The 20,852-nt window shown below is 62.8% G+C and carries 17 protein-coding genes; 4 read left to right on the forward strand and 13 right to left on the reverse strand.

Annotated elements, in window-relative coordinates; all coding sequences use genetic code 11:
* Positions 1-6 precede the first annotated feature (6 nt).
* Genes ACOVQ0_RS19905 through ACOVQ0_RS19945 form a run of 9 tightly spaced genes read right to left on the reverse strand, consistent with a single transcriptional unit; the run spans position 7 to position 10,953 of the window.
* Positions 7-930, reverse strand: a complete 924-nt coding sequence (locus ACOVQ0_RS19905; protein WP_421888640.1) for a YncE family protein — start codon at positions 928-930, stop codon at positions 7-9.
* A gap of 24 nt (positions 931-954) precedes the next feature.
* Positions 955-2,724 carry an allophanate hydrolase gene (gene atzF / locus ACOVQ0_RS19910; protein ID WP_421888642.1) on the reverse strand — a complete coding sequence of 590 codons (1,770 nt, stop codon included), beginning with the start codon at positions 2,722-2,724 and terminating at the stop codon, positions 955-957.
* The gene (gene uca / locus ACOVQ0_RS19915) at positions 2,721-6,317 is read right to left on the reverse strand and encodes an urea carboxylase (protein WP_421888644.1); all 3,597 of its coding nucleotides are present in this window, start codon (positions 6,315-6,317) and stop codon (positions 2,721-2,723) included. Before uca ends, atzF begins: the two co-directional genes overlap by 4 nt.
* The gene (locus ACOVQ0_RS19920) at positions 6,314-6,949 is read right to left on the reverse strand and encodes an urea amidolyase associated protein UAAP2 (RefSeq protein ID WP_421888646.1); all 636 of its coding nucleotides are present in this window, start codon (positions 6,947-6,949) and stop codon (positions 6,314-6,316) included. The genes uca and ACOVQ0_RS19920 overlap by 4 nt, the downstream gene beginning before the upstream one ends.
* A 16-nt stretch (positions 6,950-6,965) precedes the next feature.
* Complete coding sequence (locus tag ACOVQ0_RS19925; protein WP_421888648.1) at positions 6,966-7,790, reverse strand: urea amidolyase associated protein UAAP1; 825 nt, start codon at positions 7,788-7,790, stop codon at positions 6,966-6,968.
* Positions 7,787-8,266, reverse strand: coding sequence for a CopG family ribbon-helix-helix protein (locus ACOVQ0_RS19930; protein WP_421888650.1), 480 nt, complete (start codon positions 8,264-8,266; stop codon positions 7,787-7,789). Before ACOVQ0_RS19930 ends, ACOVQ0_RS19925 begins: the two co-directional genes overlap by 4 nt.
* The gene (locus ACOVQ0_RS19935) at positions 8,263-9,018 is read right to left on the reverse strand and encodes an ATP-binding cassette domain-containing protein (RefSeq protein ID WP_421888652.1); all 756 of its coding nucleotides are present in this window, start codon (positions 9,016-9,018) and stop codon (positions 8,263-8,265) included. The genes ACOVQ0_RS19930 and ACOVQ0_RS19935 overlap by 4 nt, the downstream gene beginning before the upstream one ends.
* Positions 9,015-9,830 (reverse strand): ABC transporter permease, encoded by an 816-nt coding sequence (locus ACOVQ0_RS19940; protein ID WP_421888654.1) that lies wholly within the window; start codon positions 9,828-9,830, stop codon positions 9,015-9,017. Before ACOVQ0_RS19940 ends, ACOVQ0_RS19935 begins: the two co-directional genes overlap by 4 nt.
* A gap of 40 nt (positions 9,831-9,870) precedes the next feature.
* Positions 9,871-10,953 (reverse strand): putative urea ABC transporter substrate-binding protein, encoded by a 1,083-nt coding sequence (locus ACOVQ0_RS19945; RefSeq protein ID WP_421888656.1) that lies wholly within the window; start codon positions 10,951-10,953, stop codon positions 9,871-9,873.
* Between the two features lie 233 nt (positions 10,954-11,186).
* Between ACOVQ0_RS19945 and ACOVQ0_RS19950 the strand changes: the two genes are divergently transcribed.
* Positions 11,187-12,068 carry a sterol desaturase family protein gene (locus ACOVQ0_RS19950; protein WP_421888658.1) on the forward strand — a complete coding sequence of 294 codons (882 nt, stop codon included), beginning with the start codon at positions 11,187-11,189 and terminating at the stop codon, positions 12,066-12,068.
* Positions 12,069-12,078: 10 nt separating this feature from the next.
* On the opposite strand, the gene ACOVQ0_RS19955 is transcribed toward ACOVQ0_RS19950, so the two are convergent.
* Positions 12,079-13,362, reverse strand: coding sequence for a DUF3422 family protein (locus ACOVQ0_RS19955; RefSeq protein ID WP_421888660.1), 1,284 nt, complete (start codon positions 13,360-13,362; stop codon positions 12,079-12,081).
* 238 nt (positions 13,363-13,600) lie between these two features.
* Here ACOVQ0_RS19955 and ACOVQ0_RS19960 point away from each other — a divergent pair, with 238 nt between their 5' ends.
* Positions 13,601-14,800, forward strand: coding sequence for a molybdopterin-dependent oxidoreductase (locus tag ACOVQ0_RS19960; RefSeq protein WP_421888661.1), 1,200 nt, complete (start codon positions 13,601-13,603; stop codon positions 14,798-14,800).
* Positions 14,800-15,102 (forward strand): cytochrome C, encoded by a 303-nt coding sequence (locus ACOVQ0_RS19965; protein WP_421888663.1) that lies wholly within the window; start codon positions 14,800-14,802, stop codon positions 15,100-15,102. Before ACOVQ0_RS19960 ends, ACOVQ0_RS19965 begins: the two co-directional genes overlap by 1 nt.
* Here ACOVQ0_RS19965 and ACOVQ0_RS19970 read toward each other — a convergent pair.
* A complete protein-coding gene (locus tag ACOVQ0_RS19970) occupies positions 15,099-16,178 on the reverse strand; it encodes a YeiH family protein (protein WP_421888671.1) in 1,080 nt (359 codons plus the stop codon). The two genes, ACOVQ0_RS19965 and ACOVQ0_RS19970, sit on opposite strands and share 4 nt — an antisense overlap.
* A 128-nt stretch (positions 16,179-16,306) precedes the next feature.
* On the opposite strand from ACOVQ0_RS19970, the gene ACOVQ0_RS19975 reads away from it, so the two are divergent.
* Entirely contained in the window at positions 16,307-17,542 is a 1,236-nt protein-coding gene (locus tag ACOVQ0_RS19975; protein WP_421888665.1) for an MFS transporter, read from the forward strand.
* Positions 17,543-17,548: 6 nt separating this feature from the next.
* Here ACOVQ0_RS19975 and ACOVQ0_RS19980 read toward each other — a convergent pair whose 3' ends face one another.
* Complete coding sequence (locus tag ACOVQ0_RS19980) at positions 17,549-18,241, reverse strand: hypothetical protein (protein WP_421888667.1); 693 nt, start codon at positions 18,239-18,241, stop codon at positions 17,549-17,551.
* Between the two features lie 191 nt (positions 18,242-18,432).
* Positions 18,433-20,766 carry a TonB-dependent receptor gene (locus ACOVQ0_RS19985; protein WP_421888669.1) on the reverse strand — a complete coding sequence of 778 codons (2,334 nt, stop codon included), beginning with the start codon at positions 20,764-20,766 and terminating at the stop codon, positions 18,433-18,435.
* Between the last annotated feature and the right edge of the window lie 86 nt (positions 20,767-20,852).

Raw genomic sequence — 20,852 nt, forward strand, 5'->3', positions numbered from 1 at the left:
GTGGCGTCAGGGCGTGGGTGAAAGCAGGCTTTTCATGGGCCAGAACGATAGCGTATGTTCGTCATGTGCGCTGGTCCACACGCCCTTGGGGGTATAGCGGATTGCGCCGCTGCCTGCCGGTTTCCCGTGCCGACCGGTGACGGTCGTCGAAACAGGATCAATCACGGCAAAGACCTGATCATCGGTGGTGCGCAACCAGATTTTGCCGCCGCCTGTGTCGATATCGCCCCACTTCAGGTTGGCGCCGACTTTCACCCGGCCCACGACCTGTCCGGTCGCAGGATCGGCGCGAACCAGCGTGCCGTCGCCCTGTTCCTGCACCCATACGCCGCCTTCGCCTGCAGCCAGAAAGCCGGGCATGGTGCCGAGCGAGGCGCGGGCAACGACAGTGTTGGTCTTTGGGTCGATCTTCTGCAGGGTCTGCTGGGTCGCGCTCACCGCCCATACCGCATCATAGCCGTAGGTGACATACCAGGTGTCCGCATCGACCGGGATACTGGCGATCACCGTGTTAGTCTTGGGATCGATGCGCGCGACCGCGCCTTCGGGTTTGCTGGCGATCCACACCGATCCTGCACCCGTTGCCACGATCAGTTCGCCTTGCTTCTGGTTGGCGATGCCGGTGGGGATCGTGGCGACGATCTTCGCACTTTCCAGATCGATCCGCACCAGCGTGCGTTCTGCACAATCAGCCACCCACAGCGAGCCGAACTCGATGGCCATCGCTCCGCAAGGCCGGGCCACGGGCACCTCGGCCACCTTTCCGTTGCGCGACCACTTCTCCACCTTGCCGCGGTTAGTCGCCCACACCGCATCGCCGTCAACGGCAAGGAAATCGGCAAATCCGGGCACGGTCTGCGCCTGTTCCTCCTGGGCGTGTACGGTGGAGGCGGCAAAAGCGGCAGCGAGGGCGAGCATCTTGCGGAGCATCGGGGAAGGCCTTTCGCTGAGGGATCAGGATTTGCTGGCAATATAGGCGCGCCACCCGCCAAGGTGCGTGATGTCTTCCGCCCCGGCAAGCGCGCGCGGCTCTGAAACGAAGCCTTTCACGCTGCTGCCGTCGGCCAGTGTCACCGTGCCGATGGCCAGCGGTGGGGGCACGTCCACCACGAAGCTGCCGAATTCGGCGACGCCCATTTCATAGACTTCCAGCTTGATCGCCGCGCCATCTTCGCTGAACACCAGCGCTGGCTTGGGCGGTACGCTGTCGGCAATCGCATAGAGTTTATAAGTGGGCGCGGTTTCGAACGCACCGACGAACGTGGCGTTGCGCGATGTCAGCTGCCAGTGCAGCGGCATTCCTTCCAGATGTGCGCCAACGACGGCCAGTTTCACGGTCTGCATCTTGCTCTCCAGATCGAGCGGGGGTGGGGGTGGTAATTGCGCGGCGGCGAGCCATGCTTCGGCGGCGGTCAGCAGGGCGCGGTCGCTGTCTGCCGGGCCGATCAGCGTGATGCCAAAGCCGGTGCCATTGGACCGTTGGCCTGCAGGCACGGCAACCGCTGCCATATCGAGCAGGTTCACGAAGTTGGTGTAGGCACCAAGATTGCTGTTGAGCGCCACTGGCGCCGCGAGCAGTTCGTCCACGCGATAGGTCGTGCCCGTGGTGGGGAAGGCCAGCATGTCGACCTGTTCGAGCAATCCGTCGGCATGGCGCTTCAATTCGGCCATGCGATAGATGCCGTTCCAAAGTTCGACCGCACTCTTGGCCCAGCCTGCTTCCACCACGCTGCGCACGGTGGGATCGACGGCTTGGGGGTTTTCGGTCAGCAGCTTTGCAATGGCCGCAGTGCGCTCTGCCACCCACGGCCCATTGTACAGCAGCAGCGCGGCTTCCTGCAGCGGGGCCATGTCGATTTCGATGACTGTCGCCAGTTCGCCCAGCTTTTCCAGTGCCTTGTCATAGAGGTATTCGGATTCCAGATCACCGAACCACAGCCGTTGTTCGCGCCGGGGCACGCCGATGATCTTGGCGGCAAGGTTCCGGTCGGCCAGTGGTTTCGACCACGGATCGGCGGGATCGAATCCTGCAATCACCTCGTCTATCAGGCGCGCATCGGCCACATCGTCGGCAAATACAGTGATGCAATCGATGCTGCGGCAGGCGGGGACAAGCCCGGTGGTGGACCAGCGACCCTTGGTGGGTTTGAAGCCGATCAGATGGTTGAACGCGGCAGGCACGCGACCGGACCCTGCCGTATCGGTGCCCAGCGCAATGGGCACCAGCCCTGCGGCCACGGCTACGGCAGACCCTGAACTCGATCCGCCGCTGACATAGGCAAGGTTCGAAGTATTGCGCGGAATGCCATAGGGGCTGCGCGTGCCGACAAGGCCAGTGGCGAACTGATCGAGATTGGTCTTGCCCACGCAGATCGCGCCTGCTGCCGTCAGTCGCGCGACGGCGGTAGCGTCGGCTTGCGGCTCGTAGGCAAACGCTGGGCAGGCGGCTGTCGTCTGGAACCCGGCAACATCGATGTTGTCCTTGGCCGCAAAGGGTACGCCTGCCAGCGGCAACCGCTCCCCCGCCGCGACGCGCGCATCCACCGCGCGGGCCTGTTCCAGCAGGCTTTCCGCCGATGCGCGGCTGATCCACACTTGCGGCTGCACCGCATCATAGGCGGCGATGCGCGCCAGCGTCTGCTCCATCATCGCCACCGCACTGGTCGCGCCTGAACGGACCGCTTCGGCAATTGCGGTGGCACTTTGCCGGAACGTCGCGCTCATGCCGCTTTCTCCAGCGCAAAGATCGGCGCGCCGGGCTGCAATGATTGCCTCTCGCTGACATAGAGCGCCACGACTTTGCCCGAATTGGGGCTGAGCACGGGGCATTCCATCTTCATCGATTCAAGCACGGCAATCGTATCGCCCGCTTGCACTTCGTCTCCCGCAGCAACGAGCAACTTCCACACGCTGCCTCCGAACGGCGCTTCCACCACATCCGCGCCATCGGGCACGGCAATCGTGGTTTCCGCAGGCGCATCGGCATCGGTCAGCGCGGAAACGCGGTCGAACTCGCCCTTGGCTTCCCAGTCGGCACGCTCGGCATCGAACGCGGCTTTGCGGCTGGCTTCGAAGGCGCTGATCGCTTCGGCATTGTCGGCAAGGTATTGGCGGTAATCTGAAAGCCGGAACTCGGAAGGCTCGATCCTGATGGACCGCCGCCCGCTGGGGAAATCGCGCCGCCATTCGGCCAGTTCTTCGGCGCTTACCGGATAGAAGCGGATCTGGTCGAAGAAACGCAGCAGCCACGGCTTGCCTTCGATGAAGTCGTCTGTCTGGCGGTGGGTGTTCCACACCTGAACGGTGCGTCCGAAAAGCTGGTAACCGCCGGGGCCTTCCATGCCATAGATGCACATATATGCCCCGCCGATGCCGACGACGTTCGGCGGCGTCCAGGTGCGCGCCGGGTTGTACTTGGTTGTGACCAGACGGTGCCGGGGATCGACCGGAGTGGCCACCGGCGCGCCGAGGTAAACGTCGCCAAGGCCCATGACCAGATAGCTGGCCTCGAAGATCAGGTTCTCCACCGCTGCCGCATCGGGCAAGCCGTTGATGCGGCGGATGAATTCGATGTTGTCCGGGCACCAGGGCGCATCGTCGCGCACCGCGCCCATGTATTTCTCGATCGTCTCCAGCGTGGCCGGATCGCGCCAACTCAGCGGCAGGTGAACAATGCGCGAAGGGATCGCGAAATCCTCAAGATCGCCAAGCCGCTCTTCGGCTGCGATAAGCGCGGCCAACGCTGCAGCCTGATCGAGCGCCGTGCCATCGAAGTGCAATTGCAGCGAACGGATGCCGGGGACGATGTCGATCACGCCGGGTAGGGCCATGCGCTCAAGTTCGGTCATCAGCGCGTGGACGCGGATGCGCAGTTCGATGTCGAGCACGATCGGGCCGTATTCTACAAGGATGTTGCGGTCGCCCTGCTGGCGATAAACGGTGCGCGGTCGTGCCGGTCCTTCGGGCAGTTCTGCCAGCACCGGAGTCTGCGTTGCTATCGCGCAGGTGCGGCTAGGTGTCACCTTGGTGCCGTTCAGAAACAGGTCGTTTTGCGCCGTTGCAGCGGCGCTTGCTTCAGCCATGTTCACGGGCACGAAGCGCAGCTTGTCTCCGGCGGAAAGCTGGCCGACCTTCCACAAATCCGCCGCGATCACCACGAAGGGGCAGACGAAACCGCCCAGCGATGGGCCATCGGGGCCAAGGATGATCGGCATGTCACCGGTGAAATCCACCGCGCCGATGGCATAGGGATTGTCGTGGATGTTCGACGGGTGCAGCCCCGCTTCGCCCCCATCGCGCCGCGCCCATTCGGGCTTGGGGCCGACAAGCCGCACGCCGGTGCGGTTGGAGTTGTAGTGCACCTGCCAGTCAGCGGCGACGATCATGTCGATATCGTCATCGGTGAAGAAATCGGGCGCGCCGTGCGGGCCGTATAGCACGCGCAGGGTCCAGTCGGCGGGCAGTTCGGGCAGCGGAATGGCAGGCGCGGCAACGGCGGTCGGCGCGTTTACAAGGTGCAGCACATCACCAGCAACCAGCCGCCTCGCCGCGTGGCCACCGAACTGGCCGAGTTCGAAAGTGCTGCAACTGCCGAGATAGGGCGCAATGTCCAGCCCACCCGCAATCAGCAGGTAGCCGCGCATTCCGCCGCCAGAGGCTCGGCCCATGCTGAGCGTCTGACCTGCTGCGACATCGAACGGGGTGCCCGGCGGCACGGCTACACCATCGAGCATCGCGCCGAAATCCGCGCCGGTCAGGCATATGCGCGCGCCTGCCGAGAACGTCAGCGTGGGACCGGTCACGGTCATTTCCAGCCCGGCCATGCCTTCGGGGTTGCCGAGCAGGCGGTTGCCGATGCGGAAGGACTGGTCGTCCATCGGGCCTGAAGGCGGCACGCCTACAGCCCAGAGCTTCTGCCGTCCCGGCCAGTCCTGCACGGTGGTTGCAGTGCCGCCGCTGACAACGCGGATGCTTTGCGGGGCATAGGCCACGCTTTCCAGCGCGCGGGTGGAAACTTCGCCAGTGGTGAACGCATCCGAGGCTACGACGCTGCGCAGCCAGCGCAAATTTGTCTCGATTCCGTCAATCCGGCTGTGCGCCAGCGCCGCCTGCATCGCGGCTACAGCCGCATCGCGGCTGTCGGCATGAACGATCAGCTTGGCCAGCATCGGATCGTAAAACGCGCTGACTTCACTGCCCGCCATGATCCACGTTTCGGTGCGCACGCCTTCGGGGAACTGCACGCAGGTCAGCTTGCCGGAGGTAGGGCGATAATCGAGCGACGGGTCTTCGGCATAGAGGCGGACCTGCACGGAATGGCCGCTTGGCGTCTTTGGCGCAGTATCGAGAAAAGCGTAATCGCCTGCTGCACCCCGGATCATCCATTCCACCAGATCCACGCCGAAGACCATTTCGGTCACGCCGTGTTCCACCTGAAGGCGGGTGTTCATTTCAAGGAAGAAGAACTCCTTGCGGTCGGCATCGTAGAGGAATTCGACCGTGCCTGCGCTGCGGTATTGCGCTGCTTCGCCCAGCCGGATCGCGGCAGCGAACAGTGCTTGCCGCACCGCTTCGGGTAGAAGCGGCGCGGGAGCTTCTTCGACAACCTTCTGGTTGCGCCGCTGAAGCGAGCAGTCACGCTCGCCCAGTGCCACGACGCGGCCTGCGCCATCGCCGAATATCTGCACTTCCACGTGCCGCGCGCGGCGCACGAAGCGTTCGAGGAACACGCCCGCGTCGCCGAAATTGCTCTGGCCGAGCCGCGCCACGGCGGCAAAGCCATCGCGCACGTCGGCTTCGTCCTCGCACACGCGCATCCCGATGCCGCCGCCGCCTGCGGTGGCCTTGAGCATCACGGGAAAACCGATGGTGTGGGCTGACGCAATGGCTTCGGCCTCGTCGGTCAGCAGATCGCTGCCGGGGGCGAGGGGAAGGCCATGCGCTGCCGCCAGTTCGCGGGCACTGTGCTTCAGGCCGAAGGTGCGGATGTTGTCCGCCGTAGGGCCGATGAACACGATTCCCGCTTCGGCACATGCTGCCGCAAATTCGGTGTTCTCCGAAAGGAAACCGTATCCCGGATGGATTGCGCCTGCGCCGGTGCGCTTTGCCGCGTCGATGATCCTGGCAATGTCGAGGTAGCTCTCGCTTGGCCGCGCCCCGCCGATGCACACGGCTTCATCGGCTTCCGCGACATGCAGCGAGCCTTCATCCGCATCCGAATAGACCGCGACAGAGCGCAGGCCCATGCGCCGCAGCGTGCGGATGATCCGGGTGGCAATCGCGCCCCGGTTGGCGATCAGGACGGTATCAAAAGTCATGCGGCCACGATCATGCGAACGGGGGTGGGGTTGAAGGCGTTGCACGGATTGTTGATCTGCGGGCAGTTCGAGACGACGACGATCACGTCCATCTCGGCCCGCAGGTCCACGGTCAGGCCGGGGGCGGAAATGCCATCGACGATGCCCAGCGCTCCGTCAGCTTCCACCGGGACGTTCATGAAGAAGTTGATGTTCGAAACGATATCGCGCTTCCCCCGCCCTTCCAGCAGGTTGGCCTCAAGGAAGTTCTCGACGCAGGCATGTTGCGATTTGGTGTGATGGCCATAGCGCAAGGTATTGGATTCGCAGGAACACGCTCCGCCGATGGTGTCGTGATAATCCACCGCCGAAGCCGCGATGGTCATCATCGGGCGGCCTTCGTTCGACATCAACTGCGTGCCGGTGCGCAGGAACAGATTGCCCTGCGCCGCCACGGTATCCTGCGCGCTGTAACGCTCGGCATCGTCGGCGGCGCTGTAGAGCAGGAAATCGACCGCCTGATTGCCTTCAAGATCGACGATGCGCAGCGTCTGACCTTTCAGCACATGGTAAAGCCAGGGCGCGCGTGCGGGCACGATCTCGTCATGGACGATGGTGGCGGGAAGGCCGGAGAGATGGGGATCGCTGGTCATTACGGGCATCCTCGTGTCAGCGGCGGTAGTAGTCTTCGACGTTGAGGAAGGCGCGCAGGCCCTCTGGCGTCGCGTTACGGATGGGGTCGGCTTCGGCCGCCACTGGTCCGCGCCATGCGGTTGCCCGCAGCGGGGTGGCGCTGTATTCCGGCCTTGGATCAAGCACATGCGGGCAATTGGCGATCACAACGATCACGTCCATTTCCGCCCGCAGCACCACCTGCCGTCCCGGCGAAAAGGGGCCGATCTGCGGTGTGATCGTGCCGTCCATTTCTATCTTCGTGCCCTTGAAAAGGTTCACGCAAGGATGGACATCGCGCCGCCCGAGGCCGTGCTTGGCGACCCCCAGCAGGAAGCGGTCGCGCCCGTTGGGGTAGGCACCGCTGTTGCGGCCTTCTCCATATTTGGCGAGGTTGGTGGTGGCGTTCGATGTGCCGGAAAAGCAATCGTGCGTTTCGGCATCGTCGGCTTCGATGCTCATCAGCACGCGGCCCATGTCTGACAGGAGCAACTTACCTGCAGCGAGATAGGCGTTCCACTGAACCTTGACCGTATCGGCCACGTTCAACCGCTCGGTAGGCATTTCGGCGTTGAACACCTGAAGGCCCGCGCAGGCATCGCCCTTCACGTCGATCAACCGCAACCTGCTGCCGCGCGCCAGACGCCGTGTGGCATAGCCGCTTGGCGCAATCGTTTCTTCCCACACCACGTCATCGGTAGAAATGCCTGCCGGAAGATCGGCGGCAACGGGTGGCAGCACCGGCATGGCTTCCACCACGGTGCCGCCCATGCTGCGCGCATGATCGCGTGCGGCCATCGGGTTTGCGAGGGTCTGCGTCATTCCACCGCTCCATCGGTTTTGCCTTCGCTTCCGTCCTGCTCGTAGAGCGGCGGGAGAAGGGCGGTTGTCGTCACGAGTTCAAGCTGCTGCACGCCGCGCACCCGGCGCAGCGCATCGGAAAGGTCTTTCAGCCGCACGGCCGGTCCCTGAACCAGCAGCACTTCCAGCGACTGGTCATCCTGCAGAAAGACATGCTGCGAGGAGATAACTTCCTTCAGGTAGTGCGCCTGCGTTTGCGCCAACTGGTGCCGCACGCGGCCACGGTCGCCGCGATAGACGACGGTGATGGTGCCCGCGAGCATCTCTTCCGGGCGGGTATAGGCTTCATGCGCGGCGAGCGCATGGCGGATCAGTTCGGCAATCAGTTGCGAGCGTGAGGGCAGGCGGCGCTCTTCCACCATCATGTCCAGCTTGCGGAACAGGCTGGCGGGCAGGCTCATGCTCATCCGCGCAAGCGGTTCGGGCGAGGGCGTCATGCCGCTTCCTCCTCTTCCGCAACCGGAGCAGGCTTGGTCAGCGGCAGGTCATAGACCGCCGTCGCACCAAAGCGGTGCGGCGCGTGGGGATCGTGGCGGCGCTTGTCCAGCGCCAGAACGCGCGTACCGAGCGAAAAGGCTTCGCGGATATCGTGCGTGACCATGATCACCGTCAGGTCATACTGCCGCCACAGCTTTGTAATCAGCGCGTGCATGTCTGCCCGGATGCCGGGATCGAGCGCACCGAACGGCTCGTCCAGCAGCAGGATGCGCGGGCGCTTGATCAGGGCCTGCGCGATGGCAAGCCGCTGCTGCATCCCGCCCGACATCTGTGCGGGGTAAAGGTGCATACTGTCTGCAAGGCCCACCGCTGCCAGCATTTCTGCGGCTTCCGCTTCTGCCGCCTTGCGCTTTGCGCCGAACAGGCGGCCCAGCAGCGGCGCTGCAGTGCATTCCAGCCCGAACACTACGTTGCCCAGCACGGTCAGGTGCGGGAACACCGAATACCTCTGGAACACCACGCCCCGGTCCGGCCCGCACTCCGGCGGCAGCGGCGCGCCATCAAGCGTGATCGTGCCGCGCGTGGCTTGTTCCTGCCCCAGCACCACCCGCAGGAACGTGCTCTTGCCCGCGCCCGATGGCCCGACGACGGACACGAATGAGCCTGCCGCAACATCGAGATCGACTTTTTCAAGGACGATGCGGTCGCCATATTCGACCCACACGTCGCGTAAGGAGAGGAGCGCGTTCAATGTGCTGCTCCATGCGCCCAGGGGAAGGCTTTGCGGCTGAGCTTTGTCAGCCCGATGTCCATGATGATCGCCAGCAGCGCGATCCACGCGACGTAGGGGATGATCACGTCCATCGACAGGTAGCGGCGCACGAGGAAGATGCGGTAGCCAAGGCCGACATCTGATGCGATGGCCTCTGCCGAGATCAGGAAAACCCATGCCGGGCCAAGCGCCAGTTTCAGCGCCACGATAAGCCGGGGCAGCGCCTGTGGCAGGGCCACGCGCAGCAGGATCTGCCAGCTTCCCGCCCCCAAAGTCTGCGCTTTTACGATCTGTTCGCGCGGCAAAGCGCCCACGTGCCCGGCCACATCGCGGACCATGACCGGGGCAATGCCGATGACGATCAGCGCCACCTTGGCTGTCTCGCCCAAGCCCAGCGCGATGAACAGGATGGGCAGGAGCGCGATGGGCGGGATCACGGCGATGCCGGTCACCAGCGGGCCGAACATGGCACGTACCGGGGGCAACACGCCCAGCACCAGTCCCACAAGCATGGCCATCAGCGTGGCAATGCCAAGGCCAAGGCCAAGGCGCTGCAGGCTGGCCAGCGTATCGGCCCAGAACACCAGATTGCCGGTCAGTGCATCGGGCTGCAGCATCATCTTCCACAGCGCCGATGCCATGCCCGTTGGCAGCGGCAGGATCTTGTCGGCGGGGTTCAGCGCGTGGCGCTGTGCCGATGCAACGAGGTAGGCGATTGCCAGCAGGACGATCGGGATCGCGCCAAGGCCGATGGCTTGCCTGCGTCCGATCTGTCGGTTTACCCAGCGCATTCTTGCGCCTCCATCAGCGGGGATTTGAACGCGGAGCGGATCAAAGCTTGCCGTCGGCAGCCAGCTTCATGAAGCTTTCGTCAAAGCGCAGCGTCACCCGCGCCGGATCGCCCAGCGTTACGCCGCCGGGGAAACCCATGCCCACCGCATCGGCAGAGGTCGCGCCCTGGAACAGCCCTTTCGAGAAGCTGAAATCGCGCACCTTGGTCATGGTGGTGATCAGTTGCGGCGCAGTGGTTGCGGCTACGGCTTCCTTGGCATCGACATAGAGCCGCGTGGTCTTCAGCTGTGCGTCGAACACATCGGGCGTGGTCCCGGCCAGCTTGGCCATCGCGGCGCGGGCTTCCTTGCCCTGCGCATCGTCGCGCACCATCAGGCTGACGGTTTCGTACCAGATGCCCGCCAGCGCCTTGCCCAGATCGGGATTGGCCTTCAGGGTGGCGGTATCGACAACCAGCAGGTCGAGGATTTCGCCGGGAATGTCAGCGGAACTGAAGACCTGATTGACGCCCGTCTGTCCGCGCATCACCGAAAGCTGCGGGTTCCATGCCACGGCGGCCTTGGAATCGGGGCTGGCGAAAGCGCCGACGATGTCGGCGTCGGATGTGTTGATCGTCTTCACATCGGTCAGCGACATGCCGTTCGAATTGAGCGCGCGGGCAAGCAGATAGTGCGAAACCGAAAGCTCGACGAGATAGACCGACTGGCCTTTCAGCGCGGCCACGCTGTTGCCGCCCTTAAGCAGTACGCCATCGTTACCGTTAGAATAATCGCCCACGATGATTGCGCTGGTGTCCTTGCCACCTGCTGCGGGGATTGTCAGCGCGTCCATGTTGGCCACGGTCACGCCGTCAAACTTGCCGGCGGTGTACTGGTTCACCGATTCAACGTAGTCGTTCACCTGCACCACGTTGATCTTGATGCCGTATTTGTCGGCCCACTTCTTCACGATCCCGGCCTGTTGCGCATAGGGCCAGGGCATCCAGCCAGCGTAGATCGACCAGCCGATGCTGAACTCGGTCCGCTTTGCCGCAGGGGCATCGGCAGAAGGCGAACACGACGCCACGGCCAGCGTCGCCGCGATCAGTAGCGTCTTTCCGGTCCTGCTGATCAGTCTGAGCACTGGTGATTCCCCTTTTGCACTGCAACATCATCTTGATGGGGGAATTTACCGAGGCTGCGTATTACGCTTTTTGCGTATGGTAATAATGGCTGCGCGCCATGATACCGCCCTGCCAAGGACTTTGGCCCGTGCGCTTTTCCCCGTCAACGCGGGGTTCTTACGTCAATCGACGTATGCTATCGTCGAATGCGGGCCGCATACCTTTCTTACGTCTTCAGGAAGGCTGTCGGGGCATGAACAAGGGCATCGGAAAACTTGGTATCGACTTGCTGCCGCCAGTCATGGTGGCCATTGTCGTCGCCTTTTGGGCCTATGCGCCCGAAGCGTGGATCAAGAACACGTGGGTCGTGATTGGCGTCAGTTCAGCCATCACGCTGACGGTCTTGTTGCTGGAAATTCCGTTTGAACGGCACGCGGGCTGGCGCATCAACCGGCGCGAGTTCTTCACCGACCTTTTCTATGTCGTGCTCAGCGCCACGGTCATTTCCAAGGCGACCAATTTCCTTGCCGAACAGCCGCTCGAATCGCTCAAGAAATCATGGGGCATCGCCACGCCCTGGGCGGAACATATGCCTTGGCTGCTGCAGGTGGCGCTGGTCGTGTTTCTGGTTGAGTTCGGGCAATACTGGATGCACCGGCTGATGCACAACTGGACGCCGTTCTGGCTGACCCACGCGCCGCATCATCATATTACGCAACTCAATGCAATGAAGGGTGCGGTCGGCAATCCTATCGAACTCTGGTTGATCAGCCTGAGCGTGGTGGCGCTGTTCGATCTGAACCAATCGGCGGCGCTGGCGGGTTACAGTGTGATGGGCGTGGTTTCCACGTTCGCTCACGCCAACGTGCGCTCCAATCCGCCGCTGTTCTATTCCTTCTTTTTCACCACCATCCGCCACCACAGCCTGCATCATTCGGTTCCTTATGAGGATACGCGCTGCAACTATGGCAATTCGCTGATCGTGCTGGACCGGATTTTCGGCACCTACAAGGAGGGCGAAGCCTCGATCGTAGGGCAGGATGAACGGCGGCGGCTTTCGATCATGGAGCAGTGGTTGTTCCCGTTCACACCGCTGATCGAAAGGTACAAGGCGGGCAGGGCGAAAGCTGCCTGACGCGATTGCATCAGGTGTGAGCCAATACGCGGCTTTTGACCATGTGCATCCCCAGCCACACGCCCAGCACCACGGGCACAACCAGCAGTCCGATGACAAGTTCGTCCGAGATGCCCAGAGCCCCGTCAGGCACTGCGTAAAGCGCGTACTTCAGCAGCCCCAACGCATAGTAGCTGAGCGCGACCGCAGACAGGCCTTCGACCAGTTGCTGCAACCGTGCCTGCATCGTGATCGATTGCTCCATCGAGCGCAGCATCTCGGCGTTCTGGTTCTCGATCCGCGTATCGATCCGGGCGCGCAGCAGCGAGGTCAATTGTTCGGTGCGCGCGCCCAGCCGTTCAATGCGCTCACCCGTGGCGAAGCAGGTGTTCATGGCGGGGCGGAACCGGCGCTGGGTGAAATCCACCAGCGATGCGAAGCCTTCCACCGGCAGCACGTCCAGTTGGTCAAGCCGCTCCTCCACGATCTGTCCATAAGCGCGCGTGGCATCCATTCGGAACGAGATCGCGGTGGAAACCGATGCGAGATCGAGCGCCAGCCCTGATAGTTCGGCCAGCAGGCTGTCATCGCGTGCATCGCTATTGGCAATGCGGTTCGCAAGATCTCGCAGACGCGCTTCGGCAGCGTCCAGCTTGGGCCAGCATTCGCGCGCCACCGGAAGGCCAAGCAGGGCCTTGTTCCGGTAATTTCCCAGTTCCTGCATCCGCTGCATCTGCCGCGTCAGATCGCGGGGATCAGCCCCGTTGGCTGCCACCACCAACCGTCCGAAGCCATCGTCCATTACGCGGAAATCCGACCATATGCGGATGTCACCGTCCAGCGTGCTGGACACCAGCTCATCACGATTGAACGACTGGCTCGCCAGCACGCGCGCGACGTCGGCATCGCTTTGCCCGATCCACACACGGGTGCTGCGGACGACTTGCCCGGGCAGGGTTTCAGCCCATGCGATGGCTTGGGCAATCAGCGGGTCGGCTTGTGCGTCGACAAAGCCTGCCTCGTCACAGGGGCTGGCGAACAGCGTCAGGCTGCTGCCCTCGCTCTGCCTTTCCCATGTAAAGGTCACGGCGGCATTGATCCGCCCTTCGCGATGCGCAGGATTGTTCACGGCATCGCGTGCATCGCAGCGCGCATGAATTGCGGAGATTTCCTCCGCCCGCTCGTCTTCTGAGATGGCCAGCACCCATTGTATGATGTGACATGGTGCGGGTAGCAACGGCCAGCGGCGCAAGTGCATTTCTCCCACCGCACGGCGTCTGAGTTCGTGATCGCGCACCGGTGCATCCCTCTGCATTGGCGGCTCTGCCGGACCATCCTTGCGTCTCGCCGCTTTGATCAAGCGCTATTGCACGATGATGATCCGGCCAAACGGATTGCCCACTTTATGAGGCATTCCGGCCAAAAGGATGAGACGGGCAAGCGGTGGCTGGTCAGCCCGTATGTGGCGGAATGGCGCCTTTATGACTACCGGTGGACATACGACTTCGGTTGCGCGAAAAGGGTGAGAGAATCCCAGCGCAGCCGGAGAGGAAATGGCCGTGTTCGACCGCAGAATGTTTCTTGCCGGAGCAGGCGTGGCGGCGCTTGGCGGCCCAGCCATCGCGGCTGAACGTGGCGTGACGCTTCCGTTCGGCAACGGCGCAAGGCCGCTGGTGCGAATGCCGCAAAAGCGCGAGATGATCCTGCTCACCACGCGCCCGCCGCAACTCGAAACGCCTTTTGCTGTGTTCAACGATGGGCTGCTGACGCCCAACGATGCGTTTTTTGTACGCTATCACCTGTCCGGGCTGCCGACTGTGATCGATCCTGCCACCTTCCGGTTGAAAGTGGGCGGGCATGTGGGCAAGCCGCTCGAACTTTCGCTCGCCAGCCTGAAGCGCGATTTCCCGGTGAGCGAAATCGTGGCGGTAAATCAGTGTTCGGGTAACAGTCGGGGCTTTGTGCAGCCGCGCGTGGGCGGCGGGCAACTGGGCAACGGGGCGATGGGCAATGCGCGCTGGCGGGGCGTGGCGTTGAAGCATCTGCTTGAAAAGGCGGGGCTTCGAGAAGGCGCGCGGCAGGTGACGTTCAACGGGTTGGACAATCCGCCGCTCGACGGCATCCCCGATTTCGTCAAGGCGCTCGATCTGGATCATGCGCTGGATGGCGAAGTGATGGTGGCGTTCCAGATGAATGGCGCGGACCTGCCGTTCCTTAACGGATACCCGCTGCGACTGATCGTGCCGGGACACTACGGCACCTATTGGGTCAAGCATCTCGACGAGATCAACGTGGTGGACGCGCAGTTCGATGGATACTGGATGAAGACCGCCTATCGCATCCCGGATAACGACTGCAATTGCGTGGAACCGGGCCAGAAGCCCGATAAGACCAAGCCCATAGGGCGGTTCAACGTGCGCTCGTTCGTGACCAGCCATGCCGATGGTAGCAAGGTGAAAGCAGGTGGCATGACCGAATTGCGCGGTATCGCCTTTGCCGGGGGCGACCCTGTGCGACGGGTCATGGTTTCGGCGGACGAAGGGCGTAGTTGGCAGGAGGCGAGGCTGAGTGAGGATCTGGGGCGCTATTCCTTCCGCGAATGGCGGCTGGGGCTGACGCTTCCCGCCGGAAAGCACGCGGTAAAGGTGCGGGCCGAAACGCTGGGCGGTGAAATGCAGCCTTTGACCTCGCGCTGGCAGCCTGCGGGCTATATGCACAATCCGGTCGAAACGATCATGGTGGAGGCGGTTTGATGCGGCCGTTTGTTCTCTCTGCCGCACTGGCGATGTCTGCTGCCGCCGTCGCTGCGAAGCCGGTCACGTTCGAAATGCCGGAAGAGGCGGTGCCTGCCGAACTTGCCGACGAGGCGGGCGAGCCTGTGGTTGCGGCCTGTTCGACCTGTCATTCGCTGGAATACATCACCACCCAGCCACGCGGCAAAGGCGCGCAGTTCTGGCGCGATGCGGTGGCGAAGATGGTCAATGTCTACAAGGCCCCGATCGAGCCTGCGGATGCTGATGCGGTGGCGGAGGTTTTGACGAAGCGGTTTGGTTAACCGACCAGCATTGCCGCGCCGAGCGAGGCCGCGAAGCTGACCGCAGTGGCGATAGCCACCGGGATTGCGGGTTTGAGGCCGGTTTCCATCAGCAGGTCCAGACGGCTGCGCATGGCAGTGGCGATTACGGCGATCAGCAGCAGGCCCTTCGAACCGTTCAATGCGGCGTCTCTTGCAGGGGCGGGAATGCTGGTGAGCGAATTGAGCAGGACTACGCCGAAGAAGGCGACGATGAACCACGGCAGCGCGAGGCGCTTCCAGATCGGTCCGTCCTTGCTGTGTTCGACATTCCCGATGGCAAGGCCGGTGACGATGACCACCGGTGCGAGCAGGGCGACGCGCGATAGTTTGACGATGGTGGCATAGCTGCCCGCAGGCTCCGAGAAGGCATAGCCGCCGCCGATGGCCTGCGCGACGTCGTGGATCGAGGCACCGATGAGGAAGCCCGCCTGGCTGTCGGTCAGGTGCAGATATTCGGCAAGGATCGGATAGAGCGACATGGCCAGCGCGCTGGCGAGCGAAACGACGACCAGCGTGATTGCGAACTGCGCCTGGCTCAACCGTTCGCGACCGATCACGCCGTAGAGCGCCATTGCCGCGCTGGCCCCGCAGATCGCGGTGGCGCCGCCTGCCAGAATGCCGGTGTAGCGTGATTGGCCAACCATCTTTGCGCCCGCGATTCCGGCAAGGAAAGTTACTGTCATGATGGCCACCAGCGCGGCGAAGGGGGCCGGTCCCAGCGATCCGATCTGCGAGAAGGTGACTTGCAGGCCGAGCAGCACCACGCCGAAGCGCAGGCAGGTGCGTGAAGCGAAATCGAGGCCCATGTGGCTGCGCGGATCACGCGCGACGAAGCTGAGCGAAAGGCCGATCAGCAGGCCGAGCAGGATGATCGGAAAGTGGTAATGTTCCGAAAGCCACGCGGCGGCAGCGGCGGCAATGGCGCAGATGGCGAGGCCGTGAAACACGGTTTCGCGCGGTTCGGCAGCAGGCGGGGCCACTTCGGCAAGGTGCATTTCGCCGAAAAGATCAGCCGCAGAGGGGAGGGACTCCCAATCGATCTCCTGCCGTGCCACGCCAAACACTCCCTTGCTCACCCGTTCTATGTCCTACGGTGTCACATTGTGCTTTCCTTACGCGCGGGAGCGGCTATCGTGCAAGCAGGAAGCGCCAGTAGAGCGACCGGAGTTTGGGAGAATCTCGGATGACGCAGGGTAAGGGCATGGGCCAGGGGAATATGGGGCGCGGAGCAGCGATTGCGCTGGTGGCACTACTGTTCCTTGGCAATGCGCTGAACTATGTCGACCGGCAGGTGCTGGCGCTGCTCAAGCCCACGCTTGAGGCGGAATTCGGCTGGTCCGATGCGGATTATGCGCACCTTGGCTCCTCGTTCCAGATCGCTGCAGCGGGGACGTTACTGTTCGTCGGCTGGTTTGTTGACCGGCTGGGCGTGCGGGTGGCCTATGCCATTGCGGTAACCGTGTGGAGCGCGGCGGGCATGGCGCACGCGCTGGCGCAGACCGTGCAGCAGTTCGTGGCGGCGCGGATCGTGCTGGCGGCGGGCGAATCCGTTTCGACGCCGGCGGGGCTGAAAGCAGCGGCGACCTATCTTCCACCGGCCCAACGCAACATGGCCATTGGGCTGGTCAATACCGCGCCCAATATCGGGGCGATCCTCACGCCCCTGCTGATTCCGCCGTTTGCGCTGGCGTTCGGGTGGAAAGCGGCGTTCGTGGTGACGGGCGCGCTGGGCTTCCTGTGGCTGGCGGGCTGGTGGTTTGGCACGCGCAACCTGCAACCTGTGGGCAACGTGCCTGAACGCGCGCGGGTGCCGTGGGGTGAACTGCTGCGCGACCGGCGGACCTGGACCGTGATCGGGGCGAAGTTCTGTACCGATGCGGTGTGGTGGTTCGTGCTGTTCTGGATGCCCGATTTCTTCAACCGGCAGTTCGGACTGGGGCAGGGCGCGCTGGGCTGGCCCATCGCCATCATCTTCACGCTGGCCGCGCTGGGCGCGCTGACTTCGGGCGGGCTATACCCGATCCTGCTGGGCAAGGGCTTCAGCGTGAATCGTGCACGCAAGACGTCGATGCTGTTCTATGCGCTGGTCGTGCTGGCAATGCCGCTGGCGTTGCAGACGGACAGCCCGTGGATTGCGGCGATCCTGATCGGCGTGGGCCTGTTTGCGCATCAGGGCTTTTCCACCAACGTCTTCGGCATGACCGCCGACGTGATCCCCGCCACCCGCGTCGCCAGCGTGATCGCGCTCGGCTCTGTCGCGGGGAACCTGTCGGGGACCGGCATCATTGAGTTTGCGGGCTGGTCGCTGACCAATGGGCTGGGGTATGTGCCGTTGTTTGCGATTTGCGGGAGCGCCTATCTGGTGGCGCTGGGGTTCATTCAGGTGATGCTGCCGGAGCTGGAGTTGGCGGGGGAGTAGCGGCAGCTAAGCGACAGTTCCTGTCCCTGCACGAATAACGGGAAGCAGGCGATCCTCAAGCGCGGCAATAATTGAATCAACCGAGTCTGCAATTTCGTCTGGTTTATCGTGCGTAGGGATCGCCCAAAATTGTTGTTCCAAATCTCGTCTTAGAGTGCTTTCCTCTTCGCTAAGAGGGCGTCCAGTGTCACGGATATTCCCATAAACGACCGCCGCGCCGCTTATATTATGCTGGATTTTCCAAATATTTTCCAGTTTTTCCGAAATTTCATTCCCAAAAATTGCTTTAGAGCTTGGGGACAAATCAGTAAGATGGTCCCACATATTTTGATGTCGTAGAATTCTAGAAAAAACTATCTGCGCTGTGGTCAATGCTTCTGACCTGCCATCTTCTTGGCCATCGTGGATCATACCTGTATCCAGCAACTTGGTTTTTGCCGCAGAACGCTCGCCACCATAAGTCATCGGTGAGCGTATCGCTGCCAATATTTGCTTCGCTTTGTACGCCGCTGTAAGAATTTGCTCGGCTAGATTCATTCTTCGCTCTTCGCTTTTTTGGCGTTTCCACGCATCGAAGGTGTTCGCAGCGCGCTTTGCCGCAATGAGAACTGCGACGCCGCCAAAGGCAGTGGCTCCCGCACCTAGCAATGCTCCCCAGCCTGCCATTGCAGTCCCAGTGGTTGCCCAATCTATCGCCATGATCGTGCCCTTGTTGCGTGTACCGGACGGATGTGAGTCACTTGAAGCATCTTGTCAGTATCGTAATTGATTCGGAGGCGGACGGCGCTTTTCGAAGGCATAAAAGCCACATTTTTTTCGAGCTAGCGCAAAGAAAAGGCCCCGGGCCAACGCCCGGAGCCTCTCCTGCCGCCCGAGGGAGGGATGGGCGGTTACTGGAACTTGGCGCGCAGGCTCACGCCGAAGTAGCGGTCGGCGTCGCGCGGGATTTGCAGGCGTTGGCCGGCGCTGACGTTGAGCAGGGCGTAGGACTTGTCGGTGATGTTCCGGGCGTGGAACGTCAGGCGATAGAGGTCTTCCGCGTCCGAAAAGCCGATCCCGGCGTTCCAGATGCCATAGGCATCGATCGGGCCGCTCTCGCCAAGGTCGGAGAACTGCTTGCCGACATGGCGGAAATCGGTGTCGAGGTAGAGCTTGATGCCACCCAGATCCCGTTCGTAGCTGCCGCCCAGCGTGTAGGTGAACTTGGGCGCAAGCGGCAGGCGCGTGCCGTTGCGGGCGTCGGGCGCGTTGGTGGAAGGGTTCGGATTGAACTTCAGCACCTTGGCATCGGCATAGGCCGCGCTGGCGCGCAGGGTCAGCCCTTCGACCGGCACGGTGAGCAGGTCGGCTTCGAAGCCCTTGCTGCGCACCGAACCCGCGTTGGTCAGGTTCGAAACTACCGCGCCGTTGAGCAGCACGAAGTTGTTCGCCTGAAAGCCGTTGTAGGTGACGGTGAAGGCCGAGACGTTGAACTGCACGCGGTTGTCGAGGAACTGCGATTTGAGGCCGACTTCGAAAGCGTCGGAGGTTTCCTCGTCAATCGGCACGGCGTTGGTCGGCGCGGTGTGGTTGAAGAACACGTTGAACGCCGGGCCTTTGTAGCCACGGGTGTAGCTGCCGTAGAGCATCACGTCGTCGCTGGGCGTGATCTGCAGCACGGCGCGGCCCGAAAGGTTGCCGTTGCTACTTGATCCGGCAGAAGTGTTCGTGCCGTTTCCGCCCGAAGCCAGCGTGCCGCCAGCAGGGTTGCCGTTGGTGCCGGGGCCGGTGGCAGGAAGGCCGTTGGTGGCGTTGACCGCCGGTGCGCGGGTATGCGTGTAGTCCAGTTCATCCTTCGTGTAACGCAGGCCGCCCGTGAGCGAGATCATGTCGCTGAAGCGATAGGTGGCCTGGCCAAACACGGCGTAGTTGCGCGATTGCACATCGCTGAACGAGGTGGCGGTGGGGAACAGCGTGTTCACCGTATCCGCCGTGTTGCACGGACGCGCGCCGGATGCTGCGACGGGCAGGGTGGACGTGGCGCAGGTGATGTTGCGGCGGGTGAAGTCCTGCTGGTTATTCGATCCCCACGCAAATGCGCCAACCTGATAGAAGAACGGCTGCGTCTGGTCCGAGGCCAGGCGCACTTCGAGGCTGAGCTGCTGGGTGCGGACTTCGCCGGAGTCGTGCAGTTCGCCGGTGCCGACGATGGCACGGGGAAGGAAGTCACCCTCGCGCACTTCCACGTTCTTCCAGTTGCGATAGCCTGCGATGACGCTGAGCGTGTGGCTTTCGAACACATCGAAATCGCCCGACGCAGTGAGGCTCCACTGACGGTCCTTCGTCTGGGTGACGAGGTTGTGGTTCACGTAGCGCTGGTTCAGCCCTTGCGCGACGCCGCCCGGCAGGCCGAGTTCTGCATCCAGCACGGCACCACGGCTGACGGTGGTGACATCGGCGCAGCAGTCGTCGTTTGCCTTGAAATAGTCCGCGATCAGGCGGAACTTCGATCCATCGCCTTCGTAATCGAGGATGCCGCGTGCGCCGTAGTGTTCGTAGCCGTTGATCTTCTCGTTCTTGCCACCGAAGACATTGGTGATGTTGCCATCATAGCTGCCGTAGAAGCCGGTGACGCGGGCCGACAGGCCTTCACCCAGCGGGCCGGAAACCGATGCGCGCAGGCGGTACTCGTCGCCCTCATAGGCTTCGGCGCGAGCTTCGGCCTGCAACGTGTCGGTGCCGCCCTTGGATACGATGTTGACGAGGCCCGCGGAGGCGTTCTTGCCGAACAGCGTGCCCTGCGGGCCGCGCAGCACTTCGAGGCGTTGTGCGTCGACCAGATCCATGAAGGCCTGACCCGAACGGCTGAGGACGACGCCATCGACCACGGTGGACACGCTGGGTTCGGCCGCAACCGAGAAGGTGATGGTGCCGACGCCGCGCATCACGATGGCGCTGTTGGCGCTGGTCGTGCCTTTGCGGAAGGTGACCGAGGGAACAAGCTGGGTCAGCCCTTCAAGGCTGGTGGTGCCAGCGGCTTCGAGGCGGTCCGACGTAAGCGCGGTGATCGCAATCGGAACGTCCTGCACGTTCTCTGCCACCTTCTGTGCGGTGACCACGATTTCGCTGATGCCGCCCGTTTCCTCGGCAGCTTCCTGCGCGTGGGCCTGACCGGCGAAGGCCAGCGAAAGCGCGGTGGCGGACAGCGCCAATGCGCGAACGGATGGATTCTGGGTGAACTTCACGATGTCTCTCCCTGCAAAAAGCGGTCTTCCAAGGGTAGTCATGCTCCCTCGTCGATCGGCCGCGATTGGTGCTTGATCTGCTATGG

Source organism: Novosphingobium sp. (assembly GCF_049240505.1).
GTDB lineage: Bacteria > Pseudomonadota > Alphaproteobacteria > Sphingomonadales > Sphingomonadaceae > Novosphingobium.